The following is a 17,112-nucleotide window of genomic DNA, read 5'->3' on the forward strand; positions in this document are numbered from 1 at the left end:
GTACAAGCTCAAGCAGGCAATCGGCCTGAGATCCCGCCACAGGCTACGCCATGCACATTCTTCGCCGTGTCGTCGTATTGCTGATGTTTGCCGGCACGGCCGCTGCCGGCTCCGTGCCGCAGCGCAATGCGCAAGGGCTGCTGGTCGATGAGGCGGGACACACCTTGTATCGCTATGACCCCGACGGCGCCTCCGGAGCGAGCCGTTGCGACGGGGCATGCGCGGCTGCATGGCCGCCTTATGCCATCGACAGGGGCATCAAGGCGAGCGGCGACTACAGCACGACGGTGCGTGCCGATGGCGTCCGTCAATGGGTTTACCGTGGCCACCCGCTGTACCTCTTCGCCGGCGATGACAAGCCGGGCGACCGCGACGGCGACGGCGTCAATGGGAGCTGGCATGTCGTGTCCGGATCGGCAAGCACGGTTCCTGCATCCAAACCGTGAGCTGGTCCGTATATCCCTGCACATGCGCATTTTGCGCGGTCAGAGGGGAGTGCTTTCATGGGGATGTATCGCAAGAACCGGGCGACGTGGTTGATCGGGCTGGCCCTGAGCGGCTGCGTGATTTCATCCGTGGCCGCAGCCGCCGGTGTGGAAAGCGCCAGCGACAGCAGCACGCCGACAGTCAGCAACAAGCTGCTACTTACCGGCGGCGTAACCCAGGTCGAGGGTTCGGCCGGCGGCGGATTGACGCCATGGGCGGTAATCGGGGGCTACGGCACGAGTGACGAGATTGGCGCGAATGCGTTCCTCACCCACGTGAATCTGCCCGACTACCATCTGGACGAAGTCGGCGCGATGGTCGGCCTGTACGACCGGGTGGAAGTGTCGTTCGCGCAACAGCGCTTCAATACCGAGCAGGTCGGCGCCGCGCTGGGCCTGGGCCGGGGCTTCACGTTCCAGCAGAACATCATCGGCGTGAAGGTGCGCCTGTTCGGCGATGTCGTGCTCGACCAGGACAGCTGGTTGCCGCAGGTGTCGGTCGGTGTGCAGCACAAGAAGAACGACCAGGCCGGAGTATTGCAATTCATCGGCGCGAAGTCGGATGAGGGCAACGACTACTACGTCAACGCGACCAAGCTGTTCCTCGGCCAAAGCCTTCTGGTGAATGCCACGTTGCGTTTCACCAAGGCCAATCAGATCGGCATCCTCGGTTTCGGTGGCGACCGGAACAACTCGTACAAGCCGGAATTCGAAGGCTCGGTGGCGTACCTGCTAAGCCGCAACTGGGCGATCGGGGCCGAGTATCGGCAGAAGCCGAACAACCTCGGTATCGCCAAGGAAGACGACTGGTACGACGCGTTCGTGGCGTGGGCACCGAACAAACACGTCTCGCTGACGCTGGCGTATGCCGACCTCGGCAACATCGTCATCAAGGATCGGCAGCGAGGACTGTACGCCTCGGTGCAAGTCGGATTCTGAGCGTCGGATTTGATCGCTATTTGCTGTTAGCCATTCTGCCCACCAAGGAGCACACCCATGTTCAAGTATTCCCTGCATGCCACCGTGATCGCCACGGCGATGCTGTTTGCCCAGGCCGCCATGGCGCAGGACACCGCACCGATGCCGGAGCAGTCCGCGGCGATGGCTGCCAGCGCACCGCGCGATCCCTCGCTAAAGCCGGTGTTCGACGAGTTCGGCGGCAGGCCGGGGCTGGTCGCGCTGATGAACGACTTCATGGACAACCTGATGGCCGACACGCGCACGCGGCCGTACTTCGTCGATGCCGACCGCGAGCACATCAAGGTCGAACTGGTCGATCAGTTCTGCGTGATTCTCGATGGTCCATGCACCTATAGCGGCAAGGACATGGAGAAGGTGCATCGCGGCCTCGGCATCAACCGCGCGGCCTTCAATGCGCTGGTCGAGGATCTGCAGACGGCCATGAACAAGCACGACATCCCGTTCCGCGCACAGAACAAGCTGCTGGCGAAACTGGCGCCGATGCACAAGGCCGTCATCACCAAGTAAGTGCCGCACTCGACGAGTCGCCGCTCACGCGGCTCGCTTTCGCAAAAACGCCATGCCTGATCCGCGCGCATGGCGTTCACTGATCGGATGACCATAGGGGGTCTTATGTTCGTTTATCGCATGTGCCTGATCGGGGCGGTGGTGATGCTCGGTGCTTGCAACACCGTGCCCAGCCAGCATCCCGCGCAGGCCGCTTCGGCCATGCCAATGCCGGCTCCAGCTTCGACGCCGGTGGCACCGCCTGCACCAGCACCCACGCCAGCACCCATGGCTGAGCCCGCGACCGCACCGATGGCCATGGCTGAGCCGGCGGCAGCATCGATCGCGCCCGCCGCATCTGCGCCAGCGCCTGTGCCGGAACTTCATCGCATGGCTCTGAAAGCGCCGGTGATGAAAAAGGTCGATGTCGCCGCGACTGCCGCGCCAGCCTCTCCCTCCGCATCGGTGCAGATCAGCGGACATGTGGATCTGGGTGCGGCGAGCGGTCAGCAAGTCGCCGCAGGCGAACAGGCCGATACGCTGGTGTACTTCGTCCCCAGTAATGGCGGTGCCCGTGCCAAGGCAGCGCACTACACCGTATATACCCACAACCGTGACTTCAACCCCGAGGCGATAGCCGTACCGCAGGGCAGTACGGTGACCTTCGTCAATCTGGACGAAGTGCGCCACAACGTTTTCTCGGTGACGCCGGGTGCGGCCTTCGATCTCGGCTATCAGGGTTCCGGCGAAAAGGCTGCGCATGTGTTCGGCCGTGCCGGCATCGTGCTGGTCAGTTGCAATGTGCATCATTCGATGGAGCTGGACATGCTGGTGGTGCCCACGCCTTATGTCGGCAAGGTGGCTGCCGACGGCAGCTTCATCCTGCGCGGACTGCCGGCCGGTGCGGGCACGCTGCACTTCTGGAATCCGCGTGCGCAACCGGCCAGCCAGTCGGTGACGCTTCCGATGAGCGGCGTGGTAAGGCAGCAATTGCTGGCGATCAAGCCGCGCATGACGACCGAGTTGAATGCCGGGGCGACGCCATGAAACCGGCCACGCAGTTTCTGCTGCTCGGCGTCGCCGCGGTGGCGCTGCTGGCGACGGCGGCCGCTGCCGTGACCCTGCGGCAAGTCGACCACCGCGCACAGGCCCGAGTGCTGGATCAGCTGCAGGTGGCCGCAACCGTGGAGCGCGAATTACAGACGAGCCGCCTGGTCGAACTGCAGTTGCGTGCCGAGTTGCTGGCCCAGGATCCGGCCTTCGTCGACTACGTGGCGCAATCGTTGATTCCCAATCCGCAGCTGGGCGGTGCCGTCGACAGCGCATCCATCAGCGACCTGCTCAAGGAGCGCCGGCATGGTTACGACATTGCGGCCGTGCTTGATCCGCAGGGCAAGCCGGTCGCCATGTCGGGCATCCTGCTGAAGGATCACGACGGCATCCGGGGCGATCCGCTGGTCACCAGCGCGATCAGTCTGCTCAAGCCGCAGCAAGGCGTGTGGGTGGATCATGGGCAGCTGCTGTGGGTTGCCGTGAATCCGCTGCTGCGCGGCGGTGTACTGCAGGGCGTGCTGCTCACGGCCTCGCATGTGGATGATACCTTCGCCATTGCGGTCAGCCGGATCGCCCGCACCGATGTCGCCGTGCTGGTCCAGCCCACCCCCGGCTCGGAACCGGCACCGTCGAGTGGACTGGACAGCTGGGTCGGGCAGGAGCTGTCCGCGCAGCTTCCCGCCGTGCTGGGCGTGACAGCGGCAGCAGGCAAGGCCGTGCAACTGACAGATGGGCAACGCAAGGTGTCTGCGTGGGTGACCCCGCTGAAAACTTCCGGCGCTCAGGCCGCGCTGGTCGCGATCGGTCCGGATGAGCAGGCCGACGGCCGGATCGACACCGCTGCACTGCCATTGCTGCTCGGCATCGGTGGATTCGGAGTGTGTGCCGTGCTGCTCGTGTTGCTGCAATGGTGGCGCACCTGGCTACCGTTGCAACGCATGCTGGAGGTGATCCAGCTCGCCAGTCATGGCGACCAGCACCTCACCATACGAGTCAATGGCAGTCCGATCGTTCGACGTCTGCGCGACGGCATCAATCGACTGCTGCATCCGTCTGCCTAGGCAAGTCAGGCAGACGGCGGGGTTTCACGAAGCGGGCGGTTGCAGGGTCAGCGTGTGCTCGGTCTTCCCCGGCAGCAACGGCGTCGGCCGGCCGCTGACCCAGTCCGCATGGCCGGCGCCGAAGTACGGCGACAGCGGGTTGTCGCTCTGGCCGCCGGGCATGTCGAGCACGCCTTCGGCCTCGTGACCGGGTGATACATCAAGGCGTTCGGACGCACCAAAGCCGGGCGTGGCGACGCGCGGCATGTTGTTGTCGCCAGGCAATGGCTCATCGGGCATGTCGATGAAGCGACCGAGCCAGTGCGGCAACGCGGCGGACAACGGGTGCTTGATCGCGCTGCGGTTGTACTCGCCCCAGTTGCGTGCGGCGAGGCCACCGGGTTGCTGGCCCAGTTCGGTCGCGATCTGGCTGGCGGCATCGGTGAGCAAGGCATCCCAGTCGGCGTATTTCGGATCGAGCAGTTGCGGTGGTTGATCGCTGATCAACTGCCACACTGCCGCTTCGGCGCTGCTTTCGTCGGGCCAGCTGAAATCCGGATAGCGGTGTTTCACTTGCGCGACGAACGGCGCCAGCACGAGCTGGCTGACCCGGCTGCGGAATGCACGCACCAGCCGGTAGTCGGCGCTGTCGACGGCGGCACGTCCGCGCCACGTCTGGGTGAGCTGGCGCAGCTGCATTAGTGCCGGTGTCTTGCTGTCAACCAATGTCTGTTGCAGCAACTGCTGCCAGCGGGTCAGCAGCAAGGCGCGGTTGTCCAGCTGGATGTCGAGCAGGTTGCCGGGGGTGAAACTGCCGTGGGCTTGCAGGTCATCGCGGATCTGCTGCGCGCGGGCGCCGAGGTCGTAGCCGCCGTCGCCGAGCAGGGTCAGGGCATCGCCGTCGACGGTGCGGTTGTTGGCCGTCCACAGGCGACCGTCGATGGGGTTTTCGATGCGCGGATATTGCGCGGACTCGGCCCAACCTTGCCAGCCGGTGCCGGGCATCGACCAGTCCGACGGCAGTAACGGATCGATGCCGACGCGCAGCGGAATGCTGTTGCCGGCGATGGTCCAGCCGATATGCCCTGCGCTGTCGGCGACCAGCAGGTTCTGCGGCGGCATGCCGAATTGCGGTGCCAGGTTCAACGCCGTGGGTACATCGGATGCGTGTTCAAACTGCATCAGGTCGAGGTTGTAGCCGCGTGGCCGATCGGCGATCCAGGCCAGTGCCAGCGATGTTCCGTCGACGTCCTTGCCCATGATCGGGCCCCAGCGGGTGTCCTCGACCTTCAGGATGCTGTCGGCCCTGCCTTTGACCTGGATATGCTCGTCGTGGTGCTCGATCGTCGCCCAGCCCTCCGGCACCTTGTAGCGCGTGGGATCGGCCGGATCGCGCAGCACGCGTACCCAGTCTTGCCAGTCGCCGTAGCTGTTGGTGAAGCCCCAGGCGATCTGGCCGTTGGAACCCACCACGACCGCCGGTGTGCCGGGCAGGCTGACGCCGTTGACGTCGCGCTGGCCGTTCGGCGCGGTGGCGTCGGGGTAGCGCAGGCGGGTGCGGAACCAGATGTTCGGCACGCGCAGGGCCAGATGCATGTCGTTCGCGAGCATCGCCGCGCCGCTGTCGGTGAGCGCGCCGGCAACAGCGAAACTGCCGCTGCCGGGACGCGGTGCATCGAGCGCGGGTGCCAGTGCGGTGGTCAGACTGGTAGAAGGTTTGGTCGATGCAAGATGGCGCAGATCGAACACGTCGGGCGTGGGGATCACCGGCGAACGTGATAACTGACCGCTCAGCGGTGCCTCCCAGTCGGGGTCCGGCGCCAGCAGGAAATTCACCAGCTCATCGGGCAGCACGAAGCGCATCTGGGCAAAGCGCAGTTCGCGCTCGTTGCGGCCGTCGTGGTTCAGATCGAGGTACATCGCGGCAATCACCAGCATGCTGTCTTCCGATCGCCAGGGTTGCGGTTTGACGGTCAGTAGCAGGTATTCCCACGGCTGCACGCGCAGGTCGGCGAGGCCAGCATTGACGCCGTCGCGGTAGCGATCGAGCTCGTGTTTCTGCGCCGCCGGCAACTGCGCATAAGCCGCCTCGGCCACCGCGCGCAGGCGATGGCGACGATGGTTTAGATCGACTTTCAGCGCCGCCGGCCCGACCAGCGCAGACAGTTCACCGGCCGGCATGCGGCGCATCAGGTCCATCGCGAAGAAGCGCTCCTGCGCATGCACGTAGCCGAGCGCGTAGCTGATGTCGGTGCGGTTCTTGCCTTCGATGGTGACCGTGCCCAGTGCGTCGCGGCTGATGCTGACCGGTGCTGACAGGCTCGCTATATGACGTACACCGTCGAGCTGGGCGCGGCTGCCGGCAAGCAGATACCAGCCAGCGACGAAGGCGATCAGCAACAGCGCCAGCAGGGCGAGCACCAGCGCGCGCAGGACACGCCAGCGCCGCGTCGTCATGGCTTGGCGAATACCGCGAAGATACCGGCGTAGGGCTTGACCATGAAGGCCGGTGCGCCCGCGTAGCCCTCGCCATCGACGTACAGCTGCGAAATGGTGCCGTCCAGGTACAGCGCGTCGCGGCAACCGAGCCGGTCGCGGAACAGACGTCCAAACGTATGGAAGTTCACCGGTGCCTCGCTCACCGCGAAGGCCACGTCGTGGGAATTTCTCACGCAGACCCCGCTGCGCCATTTCAGGCTGGACGAATCATCGACGAACTGCTCGTTGAGCTTGCCGTCGATCAGCAGCATCGGGCCGGACTGGGTGGCCCATTGCGCCGGTTTGCCTTCGGCCTTGAACGCAGCACTGGTACGTACCGCCGCATGCCCGTCCGGATAGATCGCAAACACGCCATTCGGCAGCAGCGAAAAATTGCCGGAGGCGGGATTGCCGTGCGCGAGGTTCAGTGGCACCACGGTCTTGCCGTTTTCCACGTACAGACCGAGCGGGGCGAATTTGTGATCGTAGATGCCGGCATTGGTCGCAAACAGCAGTCGTTGGCCATGCGCATCGCCCCACTGGCGCAGTGTCTCGATGCTGCCGAATGGTTGGCCGCTCTGCGGGTCGCGCCAGTGCAGGCCCAGCTGCTCGCGCTTCAGATCCAGGTGGACGATGCGGTAGTTCTGGCCTTCGAACGCCAGCTCGCCACTGTCCAGCGCCTGCGCGGTCGGCGTGCAGCCGGGTACGCCGACGAGCAGGGCCAGCGGCAGTAACCCATGCAGCAGCCCGCGCAGTAATCGTGGGGCGTGGCAGAGGCGAAACGCGAGGAAGGTGGATCGGCGCATTCGTCGATGGTCGCCGTCTAGCCGCGTGGGTGCAAGCCCGGCGAAGGCGACGGTTCAGCCTCATTCGGCGAGGAAGCGCGACTGCCGTTAAACTCGGCTTTTTACGGTGTTACTGCGATGCCCTATACCCCGATAGTGGCAACCCTCGGCTATGTGCTGTCGCCCGACCGCAGCGAAGTGTTGATGATCCATCGCAATGCACGCCCGGACGACCAGCACCTGGGCAAGTACAACGGCCTCGGCGGCAAGATGGAGCCGGGCGAGGACATCGCCAGCTGCATGCGACGCGAGATCCGCGAGGAAGCCGGCATCGAGTGCGAGTCGATGCAGTTGCGCGGCACATTGAACTGGCCCGGCTTCGGCAAGCACGGCGAGGACTGGCTCGGCTTCATCTTCGTGATCGATCGTTACAGCGGCATACCGTTCGTGGCCAATCCCGAAGGCACGCTGGAGTGGGTCGCGTTGGAGCGCTTGCTGACGCTGCCGATGTGGGAAGGCGACCGCCATTTCCTGCCGCTGGTATTCGACGCCGATCCGCGCCCGTTCCATGGCGTGATGCCGTACAAGGATGGTCGCATGCAGTCGTGGTCGTATTCGCGGCTGTAGCGGTTACCCGCTCTCCCCCGGCTGCGCCGGGGGAGAGCGGGTGATGAAGCTCACGCCACGTCGTTCAACCACGCGGCGCTGGAGAATTTGCCCAGCGCCAGTTCCTCGGCCCGCGCCTGCTCATCCGCTCGCACGACATCGTCGCTGAGACCGTGCAGGCGGCGGAAGGTGGCAATCATGCGTTCGATCACCGCCTCGCGCGGCAGGCCGGTCTGGCTGCGCAACGGGTCGACCCGCTTGGCCGCGCTGACGGTGCCCTTGTCGGACAGTTTCTCGCGACCGATGCGCAGCACGTCCAGCATCTTCGTGGCGTCGATGTCGTAGGCCATGGTCACGTGATGCAGCACGGCGCCGCCGCGGTGCACCTGCGCGGCGCCGGCGATCTTGCCGCCTTCGGAGGTGATGTCGTTGAGCGGCTGGTACCACGCCTTGATGCCCAGTTCGGCCAGCGCCTCGAGCACCCACGCATCGAAGAAGGCGTAGGCCTCCTGGAACGACAGATCCTTGACCAGCGACTGCGGCGCGTAGATCGAATAGGTGATCGTGTTGCCCGGTTCGATGAACATCGCGCCGCCGCCGCTGACCCGACGCACTACCTGGATGCCGTGACGCTGAGCCGCTTCAGCGTCGACCTCGTTGCGCAGCGACTGGAAGCGGCCGATCACCACCGCCGGGGCAGCCCATTCCCAGATGCGCAGGGTCGGTTTGCGGCGACCGGCGCCGACCTCGTAAGTCAGCACATCGTCCAGCGCCATGTGCAGCGACGGTGATTGCGGAATCGTGTGGATCAGCTGCCAGTCGTGGTCGCGCCAATCGGTACGCATCATGCCTCGGCTTCCCTGTGCAGAGCGCGGCTCACGGCGACCGCGATGGCTTGCGGTGAAAGACCATACATCATCACATCAGGCGGAAGTGCGTCGAGCACGGCGTCGGCGAGCGCCGTCTCGCTGGCCTGTTCCGGCTGACCTTCCAGCGCGGCGTTGATGGCGTGCAGCGCGCTGTCCGGTTCCAGAAAGAAATCGCCGCTCAGTTGCACATTGGCGAGCCGGCCGTCACGCACGTCGAGGTCGATCACCACCAGCTTGCCGCCGGGCATCTTGTATTCGCCATGCATGGGCGGTTTCCGTCTGCGTTGCGCGGTCGATCAGTGGCCGCGGCCGTGGAAGTTGCCAGTGCCACCGCCGATAGAAATGCTGACGCCGCCGGTAGGGTGATCGCAACTGCCGAAGGCCTTGGTCACGTTCACCTCGCCGGTCTGGTAGCTGCCGCTCATGTGGCTGCCGCCCACCACGCCCATGCCGACGCTGCCATGCATCTGTGCATCGTTGTACTTGGAATCATCGCAGCTGGGTGCATCGGCGGTTCGGCTATCGCTCATGCGGCCACTGGTGTCGCCGTAATACACCCCGGGTGCCGGCTTGGTGGTGGTCGAACTGGTGGTGCTGGTGGGGGCGGCTGCCGTCGAACTGGAGGCGGGTATGTCGCCGGGAGGCAGCTTGAGGTTCAGCGGTTTGGTGGCCGTTTGCGCCCACACTGAACTGACCAGCAAGGTGCCTGCCAAGGCAATGATCAGACGTTTCATATTCATGCGTGCTCCGGGGATATGACGTGTTCAACGCACAAGGCCGCGTTGGCGTGCACATCAATATTTGAAACACAGGATGGCGGGAAGTTCCTGCCATCCCTTCATCAGGCCGTCGTCTCGATCCGCTCCACCCGCCGCAGGCCGCGCGGCAGTACGCCGCCGCGGGTGGCGCGGTTGCCGCCGTATTCGACCAGATCGGCCCATTTGAGCGTGAGCTTGCGCTGGCCCGCATACATGGTGACCTCGCCCTTGCCCTCACTGACCACGGCCACACCAGCCACGCGTTCGTCGCCGCTGACGAGCTTGGCCTTGGGGATCTCGATCAGCTTGTTGCCCTTGCCCTTGTCCAGCTCGGGCAGCTCGGCCACCGAGAACATCAGCAGATGGCCTTCGGTGGTGACCACCACGATGCGGTCGCGCGCCGGGTCGGCGCTGATCTGCGGCGCCAGCACGTGCGCGCCGTCGCTGAGGCTGATGATCTGCTTGCCGGCCTTGTTGCGGCCGGTGAGCGATTCGAAGCGGGTCACGAAGCCGTAGCCGAAGTCGGTGGCGAGGATCAGTCGGGTGTCGTTATCGCCGGCGATCAGCGCGTCGAAACTGGCGCCGGCGGCTGGACTGAAACGTCCGGTCAGCGGTTCGCCGTTGCCGCGTGCCGAGGGCAGGGTATGCGCCGGCGTGGAATAGCTGCGGCCGGTGGAATCGATGAACGCCACCTGCTGGGTGGTGCGCGCCTTTACCGTGGCGAGCAGACCGTCGCCTTCGCGATAGTTCAGGCCTTCGGCGTCGATGTCGTGGCCCTTGGCGGCGCGCGCCCAGCCCTTCTGGCTCAGCACCACGGTGACCGGCTCGCTGGCGACCAGCGCACTTTCGTCGAGCGCCTGCGCCGCTTCGCGCTGCACCAGCGGCGAACGGCGGTCGTCACCGAACTTGGCCGCATCGGCACGCAATTCTTCCTTGATCAGGCCCTTCAGCTTGGCCGGCGATTTCAGCAGCACGCTGATCTTCGCGCGCTCCTCTTCGAGCTGATCGCGCTCGGCAGTGATCTTCATCTCTTCCAGCCGCGCCAGCTGGCGCAGGCGGGTTTCGAGGATGTAGTCGGCCTGTTCCTCGCTGAGCTTGAAGCGCGCGATCAGCACGGGCTTGGGCTCGTCCTCGCTGCGCACGATGCGGATCACCTCGTCCAGATTGAGGTAGGCGATGCGCAGCGCTTCCAACAGGTGCAGCCGGCGTTCGACCTTGGCCAGCCGGTGTTCCAGGCGCTTGGTTACCGTGCTGGTGCGGAACGTCAGCCACTCGCTGAGGATGCGCTTGAGATTCTTCACCTGCGGGCGGCCGTCCAGGCCGATCATGTTGAGATTGACGCGGAAGCTCTTCTCCAGATCGGTGGTGGCGAACAGATGCGGCATCAGCTCGTCCGCATCGACGCGGCTGGAACGCGGCACCAGCACCAGCCGGATCGGATTCTCGTGATCGGACTCGTCGCGCAGGTCCTCGATCATCGGCAGTTTCTTCGCGCGCATCTGTGCGGCGATCTGTTCGAGGATCTTCGACGGGCTGACCTGATGCGGCAACGCGGTGATCACGATGTTGCCTTCCTCGCGCTGGTACACCGCGCGGGCACGCACCGAGCCCATGCCGCTCTCGTACATCGCCAGCAGATCGGCGCGCGGGGTGATGATCTCCGCCTCGGTCGGATAATCCGGTGCGCGCACATGCTCGAACAGATCCGCGACGGTAGCGTCCGGATCGTCCAACAGACGGATGCACGCGCTGACCAGCTCGCGCAGATTGTGCGGCGGAATGTCGGTGGCCATGCCCACCGCGATACCCATCGAGCCGTTGAGCAAGACATGCGGCACACGCGCCGGCAGCCAGCTCGGTTCCTCCAGCGTGCCGTCGAAATTCGGTACCCAGTCGACCGTGCCCTGGCCCAGTTCGCCCAGCAGCGCCTCGGCGATCGGGCTGAGCTTGGATTCGGTGTAGCGCATCGCCGCGAAGCTCTTCGGATCGTCCGGCGAGCCGAAGTTGCCCTGGCCGTCGACCAGCGGATAGCGGTACGAGAACGGCTGCGCCATCAGCACCATCGCTTCGTAGCAGGAGCTGTCGCCGTGCGGATGGAACTTGCCGATCACGTCGCCGATGGTGCGCGCGGATTTCTTCGGCTTGGCGGTGGCGGCCAGCCCCAGCTCGCTCATCGCGTAGATGATGCGCCGCTGCACCGGCTTCAGGCCGTCGCCCACGAACGGCAGCGCGCGATCCAGCACCACGTACATCGAGTAGTCGAGATAGGCCCGCTCGGCGTATTCCTTGAGCGGGATCTGTTCGTAATTGGCTTGCAGGTTCATGGGGTTGCATCAATCAGGTAGCGCGCAGACTGCGCGGATAACCGGACGATGGTGCCAGAAAGCAGGCGCTATTGGCGAACCGCGTCGATGCCCAGCTTGTGCAACTGCGCCTGCACGCTGTCCGGTCCGGCCAGGTGCGCGGCGCCGACGGCGATGAAGATGGTGCCGGGCTGTTGCAGCATCGCGGCGATCTTCCCCGCCCAGATGCCGTTGCGCTGCACGAGCAGGCGCTCGTACAGTTTCGGCTCGCTCTGGCGCAGGTCTTCGTCTTCGAGGCGGGCGATGGTGGCGACATCGCCGTTCTTCCACGCGTCGATCAGCTCGGTGAGTTCGATCGGGCCCTTGTCGACATCGCGGATGCTCGAACGCAGGAAGGCCAGTTCGACCGATCGCGGCATGTCGGCGAGAAAGCGGATCTGCTGTTCGGCGGTTTCCAGTCCGAGCACCTGTTTGCCGGCGTCGGTCATCTGCGCCTTCAGCTGTTTGTCCACGCCATGCTCGGGGTCGAGCCCGGCCTTCAGCAGCGGCGCCGTCGCCAGCGTCAACGCTGCCAGCCACGGACGCATCAGGTTGAGCGTCTGCATGCCACCGGGCACGCCGGCCTTATTCGCCGCGATGTTCAGTCGCAGCTGTTCGGCATGGCTGAGCAGGGTCGGCAGCGGATGCGACATGTCCATGCCGTAGCGCAATACCAGCGCCATCATGTTCGCCGGGTCGTCGTCAGTCAGTTCGATGTAGAGCGTCTGGCTGTCCGTCATCGCCTGGTCCAGCGCCGGGTAATGCCATGCCGTGTCATTCGGCAGCAGATGCACCGTGCCGAACAGGTAGATCGTGGTGTTGGCGTCCCTCACCACCCACAGCGCAGGACGGGCGATGGCTGCGACGGGCAGCAGCAGAAGCAGGCAGATGGCGAAGCGAGCGAGCAGATGTTTCATGCCGGCCAGTGTTGCGGCAAGCGCGTGGCAGTTCAATCCGGTCGCGGTCCTGTCCTCGATCGTTTGCCGTGATCAGTCGCCCGAACGCCAGCGTGGCGGTTCGCCCTTCAGCCAGCACACGGCGATCAGGCCGAGGGTGAGCAGTGCAAGGCTCACCGCGAACATGACGGGATCCGCTGCTGGCCGCAGGAAATGAATGACGAGCGCAACACACCCCGCATAGATGGCGAGACAAACCCAGCCTTCCCACCGAACCGGCAGCCCCCAACCCCAGCCGTACCGCTTGGCGGGAAACCAGTACTTGTTCGGGCTATCCATTTCGGCTCCTTGGGAGAGTTTGAGGTGTTTGGATTTAAATGAACCAGACCTTTTACTCGTGACGCTTGAGTTAGACCGCTTAGCTACGCGCATACGTCATTCACAAGGTTGCTGTAGTACTTTATAGCGCGCGTGTATAGCTTGAAATCTTGGAACGTCAATAAATTTGGTGCGTTGGGGGCGCCAAGAATGTGCACGTACTGCTGAAAATGTAGGTGGTCTGTGGTGGTTAATTTGTGGAAGGCTTCCTCTGCATCTTGAGCGGTGTCGCCATTGATATGTGCCGAGGCAATACGAATGCGCCTGTAGTACTCAAGGAGGCGAAACTCTGGTGGTTGCGTCAATGACTGCCTTTGCGCTGGTGAGCAGTTGTAACAAAGTTGTTCTAAGGGATGCAGGGCAGCTCCGCCTTTAAGTGTTGTTACCCAGGTGACTGAAGTGTTGTTTTTTTGGAAGACGCCATTGCACTCTTTGATGGTCTTATCAAATATTGAGTGGGTTAGAGCGATAAACGACTTGTAGATCTGCTCGCGCATTCCAGCAAAGCTGTAGGTGCCGCGAGGTATGTCATTACTGATGTAGAGAAGCTTTAAATAGTCGTTCATCTGTGCGCTCATGGCTTGAGCACTTTTTTCGAGATGAACAATTGCTAGTTCCTGGAGCTGTAGGCACGCATCTTGGGTTCCAAGCTCAGAAAACAGGTCGAGAACTGGCTTGATATATGGTTTAGCGTTTGTATAGCTGGGATGTGGGACTGGCACAGGTTGTTCATGGTGGTCTGGCGCTAAGTAGATTTCAAAATGTAGTGTAATCATGCAACCTATCTCATGTTGCCGGACGTTGCCGTTTCAATCGTGTTCTTCCGAATCAATGTTTTAGCTTGCGTTGCGCAGTTTAATTCTGCCGCCCAATCCGGCTACGTTTCATCCACCCCTTCAGTTACCGCGCCTCCACACCCCCCAAAAACCCGATCAGCCCATCGAAGTACGTCTGCTGGTCGTCATACATCGCCATATGCCCACCCTTCGGGCACAGCAGGAATTGTCCCTGCGGCAGCTTCTTCGCCATCGCCTGCATGTACTTCGGATCCATCGTGTCGTGCTGGGCGCCGATGACCAGGGTGGGAACGGTGATGCGGTGCAGGTCGGCGCTGCGATCCCAGTGTTCCAGTCGGCCGCTGGCGCCGAGTTCGCTGGGGCCCTGCATCAACGAGTAGATCTGTTCGTTGATGTGGGCGAAGGCGCGCTTGACCGGATCGGGCCATTGGTCCGCCGGCATGCGCAGGATGTGCTGCTCGTAGTGCATCGGCATCAGGATCTGCATGTAGCGCGGATCGTCGGTGTGGTGTTCGGCTTCCAGCTTCTTCACTTCGGTCAGCTGTTTCTGATCCATCGCCGGCATCAGCACGTTCTTCGCGTAGACGTTGTAGGCCGGGATCGAATCCACCATGTTGGAGATCACCAGGCACTTCAGGTTCTGCTGGTATTTCAGTGCGTATTCGATCGCGAGCACGCCGCCCCACGAATGGCCGAGCAGGCAGAAGTTGCTCTTGTCCAGGTGCAGCGCCTGGCGCACCTGTTCCACTTCGTCGACGTAGCGGTCGATGGTCCACAAAGACTGATCTTTCGGTTGGTCGCTGTAGGCCGAGCCGAGCTGGTCGTAGTAGTAGTACTCGATGCCGGCGCCGGGAAAGTAGCTGTCGAACGCCTCGAAATATTCGTGGGTCGCGCCGGGGCCGCCGTGCAGCAGCAACACCTTCAGCTTCGGGTTGTTGCCGACGCGCTTGGTCCAGACGTGGAACTTGCCCTTGGGGGTGTTGATCTCGATCATCTTCACGCCGCCGGCAAGCACGTCGTCGCGACCGGTGTTGTCGAAGTAGCTGGAGTCGGGTTTGCTGTGGGCGGGTGGCGTGGTAGCTGCAGCGCTTGTCGCAACGACGAGCAGCAGCCCGGACAGCAGGACAGCCATGCAGTGCTTCATCGGATTCCCCGTGCGATGACAAACCGCACTATGCGTCGCGACCGTGCTGGCGGCAACTCCCCGGCGAGCAGCGACGTCAGCGCGGCACGCGGTAACCGCCGGCGACGCCGTGCGGGCTCAGCGTGAGCTGCCACAGCTGGTCGCGGCGACTGCGGAACACTGCAGCGGACACGGCGAGGTAATAGCGCCACATGCGCCGGAAGCGTTCGTCGTAGCTTGCCGGCAGCGTCGGCCACGCCGCTTCGACGTTGTCGCGCCAGGCCGTCAGGGTGCGGTCGTAATCGGCGCCGAAATTGTGCCAGTCCTCGACCACGAACAGATCCTCCAGCGCGGCGGCCACCTGGCTGGCGGCGGGGATCATCGAGTTCGGGAAGATGTATTTCTCGATCCACGGATCGGTCTGCGCCGGCGCACTGTTGCTGCCGATGCAATGCAGCAGCGACAGGCCGTCGTCCTTCAGGCAGCGGCGCACGCATTCAAAATACGCGCGGTAGTTCTTGCCGCCGACATGTTCGAACATGCCCAGCGAATACACCGCATCGAAGTGCTCATTGATGTCGTGGTAATCCTGCAGGCGGATCTCGACTGGCAGCCCCGCGCACAGTTCGCGCGCATAGTCGGCCTGCTCCTGCGACACGGTGATGCCGACGCCCTCGATGCCATAGTGCTCGGCCGCGTACTTCAGCGCCTCGCCCCAGCCGCAACCGATGTCGAGCACACGCTGGCCAGTCTGCAACTGCAGCTTGCGGCAGACCAGGTCGAGCTTGGCCGCCTGCGCGTCGTCGAGGTTGTCGGCCTTGGCCCAGTAGCCGCAGGAATACACCATGCGCCGGCCCAGCATGGCCTGGAACAGATCGTTGCCGAGGTCGTAGTGCGCCTTGCCGATCTCGAACGCGCGCTCGCCGCGCTGCAGGTTGATGAAGCGTGCCTTCAGATGCGCAAGCAAGGTGTCGAGCGTTTTCAGTTCCTGATCCAGCCCGGCTGTAAGCAATCGCGTGCACAGGCCGGGCAGATCGTCGGCGTCCCACCAGCCGTCCATGTATGCCTCGCCCAGACCCAGCGAGCCGCGCGCGAACACGCGGGTGTACAGGCGTTCGTCATGCACGCGCAGGTCGAGCGGGGCGTCGCCGTCGATACGGATGCCGGCCTGTTCGAGCAGTTCGCTGGCGCGGTTTTTCAGATCGTCCTGGCTCATGGCCTGGTCTCGCAGCGGTTCGTGCGGATGGATTCAGTGCTTGCCGATCACCGCATAGGTTGCCGGCGACCAGGCATACGTCGCGTCAACGCCAGCCGCGTGTACAAGCTGCAGCAACAACTCGGCCTGATCTTCGCGCAGCAGGAATTCGATCTTGATCGGCAGGTCGTCGGCCAGCTCGAAGAACTGTTCCTCGTGCAGCACGCCATGCCGGCCGAAGCCGGCGATCGCGCGGAATACCGAGCCGCCACCAAGACCATGCTGCTTGGCTTGTTGCAGCAGCCACTCGGACAGCAGCATGCCGTCGTGCTTTGCGCGCAGGTGGCAGTAGAAGTACAGATGCACGCCCTGTTGCAGGTTTTCCTGGTTCATGCGGTTCCCCGGATCAATGGCGCAGCAGGCTGCGAGTGAGGAAGATGCCGAGCACGGTCATCGCCAGCGAGCCGATTACATGCACCGCCACATGACCGCTGAACCACAGGTATTGCTGGCGCAGCAGCAAGGTGGCGGATTCGGCCGAGAAGGTGGAGAACGTGGTGAGGCCACCCAGAAAACCGGTGAACACGAACAGCCGCAGTTCCGGCGACAGGGTCTGGAAGTGGTCGAACAGACCCATCACGCAACCCATCATCAGGCCGCCGGCGAGGTTCGCCGCCAGCGTGCCCAGCGGCAGGGTGGGGAACAACGGGTTGAGCAGAACGCCCAAGCCCCAGCGCAGCCAGCAGCCGAGGGCGCCGCCGATGCCAATCGCAAAAAATCCGGTAAAGCCCACGAGCGCGTCTCCTGACAATGAAAGTGTCCGGTTGCCGCGGTGGCAGG

At 63.7% G+C, this 17,112-nt stretch carries 19 protein-coding genes; 6 read left to right on the forward strand and 13 right to left on the reverse strand.

Features of this window, described 5'->3' with window-relative positions; genetic code table 11:
• The first annotated feature begins 50 nt into the window (after positions 1-50).
• The 5 genes from IE071_RS02335 to IE071_RS02355 all read left to right on the forward strand — a co-directional run bounded on the left by IE071_RS02335 (position 51) and on the right by IE071_RS02355 (position 4,066).
• Positions 51-446 carry a COG4315 family predicted lipoprotein gene (locus tag IE071_RS02335; protein ID WP_189439565.1) on the forward strand — a complete coding sequence of 132 codons (396 nt, stop codon included), beginning with the start codon at positions 51-53 and terminating at the stop codon, positions 444-446.
• A gap of 57 nt (positions 447-503) precedes the next feature.
• Positions 504-1,424, forward strand: coding sequence for a DUF3034 family protein (locus IE071_RS02340; protein WP_189439566.1), 921 nt, complete (start codon positions 504-506; stop codon positions 1,422-1,424).
• A 57-nt stretch (positions 1,425-1,481) separates the two neighbouring features.
• Positions 1,482-1,973 carry a group I truncated hemoglobin gene (locus IE071_RS02345; RefSeq protein WP_189439567.1) on the forward strand — a complete coding sequence of 164 codons (492 nt, stop codon included), beginning with the start codon at positions 1,482-1,484 and terminating at the stop codon, positions 1,971-1,973.
• A 369-nt stretch (positions 1,974-2,342) separates the two neighbouring features.
• Positions 2,343-2,999, forward strand: coding sequence for a cupredoxin domain-containing protein (locus IE071_RS02350; protein ID WP_189439568.1), 657 nt, complete (start codon positions 2,343-2,345; stop codon positions 2,997-2,999).
• The gene (locus tag IE071_RS02355) at positions 2,996-4,066 is read left to right on the forward strand and encodes a hypothetical protein (protein WP_189439569.1); all 1,071 of its coding nucleotides are present in this window, start codon (positions 2,996-2,998) and stop codon (positions 4,064-4,066) included. The genes IE071_RS02350 and IE071_RS02355 overlap by 4 nt, the downstream gene beginning before the upstream one ends.
• Positions 4,067-4,090: 24 nt before the next feature.
• Here IE071_RS02355 and IE071_RS02360 read toward each other — a convergent pair whose 3' ends face one another.
• Positions 4,091-6,502: a penicillin acylase family protein gene (locus IE071_RS02360; protein WP_189439570.1), complete on the reverse strand. Its 2,412-nt coding sequence runs from the start codon at positions 6,500-6,502 to the stop codon at positions 4,091-4,093.
• Positions 6,499-7,329, reverse strand: coding sequence for a phosphodiester glycosidase family protein (locus IE071_RS02365; protein WP_189439571.1), 831 nt, complete (start codon positions 7,327-7,329; stop codon positions 6,499-6,501). The genes IE071_RS02360 and IE071_RS02365 overlap by 4 nt, the downstream gene beginning before the upstream one ends.
• A 117-nt stretch (positions 7,330-7,446) precedes the next feature.
• Here IE071_RS02365 and IE071_RS02370 point away from each other — a divergent pair, with 117 nt between their 5' ends.
• On the forward strand, positions 7,447-7,935 hold the full coding sequence (locus IE071_RS02370) for an NUDIX hydrolase (RefSeq protein ID WP_189439572.1): 489 nt from the start codon (positions 7,447-7,449) through the stop codon (positions 7,933-7,935).
• Positions 7,936-7,985: 50 nt separating this feature from the next.
• Here IE071_RS02370 and IE071_RS02375 read toward each other — a convergent pair whose 3' ends face one another.
• From IE071_RS02375 to crcB, 11 genes are all read right to left on the reverse strand, one after another.
• On the reverse strand, positions 7,986-8,762 hold the full coding sequence (locus IE071_RS02375) for a lipoate--protein ligase family protein (protein ID WP_189439573.1): 777 nt from the start codon (positions 8,760-8,762) through the stop codon (positions 7,986-7,988).
• On the reverse strand, positions 8,759-9,031 hold the full coding sequence (lplB, locus tag IE071_RS02380; protein ID WP_229792704.1) for a lipoate-protein ligase small subunit: 273 nt from the start codon (positions 9,029-9,031) through the stop codon (positions 8,759-8,761). Before lplB ends, IE071_RS02375 begins: the two co-directional genes overlap by 4 nt.
• Positions 9,032-9,079: 48 nt before the next feature.
• The gene (locus IE071_RS02385) at positions 9,080-9,523 is read right to left on the reverse strand and encodes a hypothetical protein (protein WP_189439575.1); all 444 of its coding nucleotides are present in this window, start codon (positions 9,521-9,523) and stop codon (positions 9,080-9,082) included.
• A gap of 101 nt (positions 9,524-9,624) precedes the next feature.
• Positions 9,625-11,865 (reverse strand): DNA topoisomerase IV subunit A, encoded by a 2,241-nt coding sequence (parC, locus tag IE071_RS02390; protein WP_189439576.1) that lies wholly within the window; start codon positions 11,863-11,865, stop codon positions 9,625-9,627.
• A gap of 68 nt (positions 11,866-11,933) precedes the next feature.
• Complete coding sequence (locus IE071_RS02395; protein WP_189439577.1) at positions 11,934-12,800, reverse strand: TraB/GumN family protein; 867 nt, start codon at positions 12,798-12,800, stop codon at positions 11,934-11,936.
• Positions 12,801-12,872: 72 nt separating this feature from the next.
• Entirely contained in the window at positions 12,873-13,118 is a 246-nt protein-coding gene (locus IE071_RS02400; protein WP_189439578.1) for a hypothetical protein, read from the reverse strand.
• Positions 13,119-13,201: 83 nt separating this feature from the next.
• Positions 13,202-13,933 (reverse strand): hypothetical protein, encoded by a 732-nt coding sequence (locus IE071_RS02405; protein WP_189439579.1) that lies wholly within the window; start codon positions 13,931-13,933, stop codon positions 13,202-13,204.
• Between the two features lie 124 nt (positions 13,934-14,057).
• Positions 14,058-15,086 (reverse strand): proline iminopeptidase-family hydrolase, encoded by a 1,029-nt coding sequence (locus IE071_RS02410; protein WP_229792705.1) that lies wholly within the window; start codon positions 15,084-15,086, stop codon positions 14,058-14,060.
• 88 nt (positions 15,087-15,174) lie between these two features.
• Positions 15,175-16,293, reverse strand: a complete 1,119-nt coding sequence (cfa, locus tag IE071_RS02415) for a cyclopropane fatty acyl phospholipid synthase (RefSeq protein ID WP_189439581.1) — start codon at positions 16,291-16,293, stop codon at positions 15,175-15,177.
• Between the two features lie 33 nt (positions 16,294-16,326).
• On the reverse strand, positions 16,327-16,665 hold the full coding sequence (locus IE071_RS02420) for a DUF190 domain-containing protein (protein WP_189439582.1): 339 nt from the start codon (positions 16,663-16,665) through the stop codon (positions 16,327-16,329).
• Positions 16,666-16,678: 13 nt separating this feature from the next.
• Positions 16,679-17,065 (reverse strand): fluoride efflux transporter CrcB, encoded by a 387-nt coding sequence (gene crcB, locus IE071_RS02425; RefSeq protein WP_189439583.1) that lies wholly within the window; start codon positions 17,063-17,065, stop codon positions 16,679-16,681.
• Between the last annotated feature and the right edge of the window lie 47 nt (positions 17,066-17,112).

Source organism: Rhodanobacter panaciterrae, from assembly GCF_014651895.1.
GTDB lineage: Bacteria > Pseudomonadota > Gammaproteobacteria > Xanthomonadales > Rhodanobacteraceae > Rhodanobacter > Rhodanobacter panaciterrae.

What these genes read in the sequence shown, in the direction of transcription:
- IE071_RS02335 (WP_189439565.1), top strand. Translation starts at nt 51, where the DNA reads ATGCACATTCTTCGCCGTGTCGTCGTATTGCTGATGTTTGCCGGCACG.
- IE071_RS02340 (WP_189439566.1), top strand. Translation starts at nt 504, where the DNA reads ATGGGGATGTATCGCAAGAACCGGGCGACGTGGTTGATCGGGCTGGCC.
- IE071_RS02345 (WP_189439567.1), top strand. Translation starts at nt 1,482, where the DNA reads ATGTTCAAGTATTCCCTGCATGCCACCGTGATCGCCACGGCGATGCTG.
- IE071_RS02350 (WP_189439568.1), top strand. Translation starts at nt 2,343, where the DNA reads ATGGCTCTGAAAGCGCCGGTGATGAAAAAGGTCGATGTCGCCGCGACT.
- IE071_RS02355 (WP_189439569.1), top strand. Translation starts at nt 2,996, where the DNA reads ATGAAACCGGCCACGCAGTTTCTGCTGCTCGGCGTCGCCGCGGTGGCG.
- IE071_RS02360 (WP_189439570.1), bottom strand. Translation starts at nt 6,502, where the DNA reads ATGACGACGCGGCGCTGGCGTGTCCTGCGCGCGCTGGTGCTCGCCCTG.
- IE071_RS02365 (WP_189439571.1), bottom strand. Translation starts at nt 7,329, where the DNA reads ATGCGCCGATCCACCTTCCTCGCGTTTCGCCTCTGCCACGCCCCACGA.
- IE071_RS02370 (WP_189439572.1), top strand. Translation starts at nt 7,447, where the DNA reads ATGCCCTATACCCCGATAGTGGCAACCCTCGGCTATGTGCTGTCGCCC.
- IE071_RS02375 (WP_189439573.1), bottom strand. Translation starts at nt 8,762, where the DNA reads ATGATGCGTACCGATTGGCGCGACCACGACTGGCAGCTGATCCACACG.
- lplB (WP_229792704.1), bottom strand. Translation starts at nt 9,031, where the DNA reads ATGCCCGGCGGCAAGCTGGTGGTGATCGACCTCGACGTGCGTGACGGC.
- IE071_RS02385 (WP_189439575.1), bottom strand. Translation starts at nt 9,523, where the DNA reads ATGAATATGAAACGTCTGATCATTGCCTTGGCAGGCACCTTGCTGGTC.
- parC (WP_189439576.1), bottom strand. Translation starts at nt 11,865, where the DNA reads ATGAACCTGCAAGCCAATTACGAACAGATCCCGCTCAAGGAATACGCC.
- IE071_RS02395 (WP_189439577.1), bottom strand. Translation starts at nt 12,800, where the DNA reads ATGAAACATCTGCTCGCTCGCTTCGCCATCTGCCTGCTTCTGCTGCTG.
- IE071_RS02400 (WP_189439578.1), bottom strand. Translation starts at nt 13,118, where the DNA reads ATGGATAGCCCGAACAAGTACTGGTTTCCCGCCAAGCGGTACGGCTGG.
- IE071_RS02405 (WP_189439579.1), bottom strand. Translation starts at nt 13,933, where the DNA reads ATGATTACACTACATTTTGAAATCTACTTAGCGCCAGACCACCATGAA.
- IE071_RS02410 (WP_229792705.1), bottom strand. Translation starts at nt 15,086, where the DNA reads ATGGCTGTCCTGCTGTCCGGGCTGCTGCTCGTCGTTGCGACAAGCGCT.
- cfa (WP_189439581.1), bottom strand. Translation starts at nt 16,293, where the DNA reads ATGAGCCAGGACGATCTGAAAAACCGCGCCAGCGAACTGCTCGAACAG.
- IE071_RS02420 (WP_189439582.1), bottom strand. Translation starts at nt 16,665, where the DNA reads ATGAACCAGGAAAACCTGCAACAGGGCGTGCATCTGTACTTCTACTGC.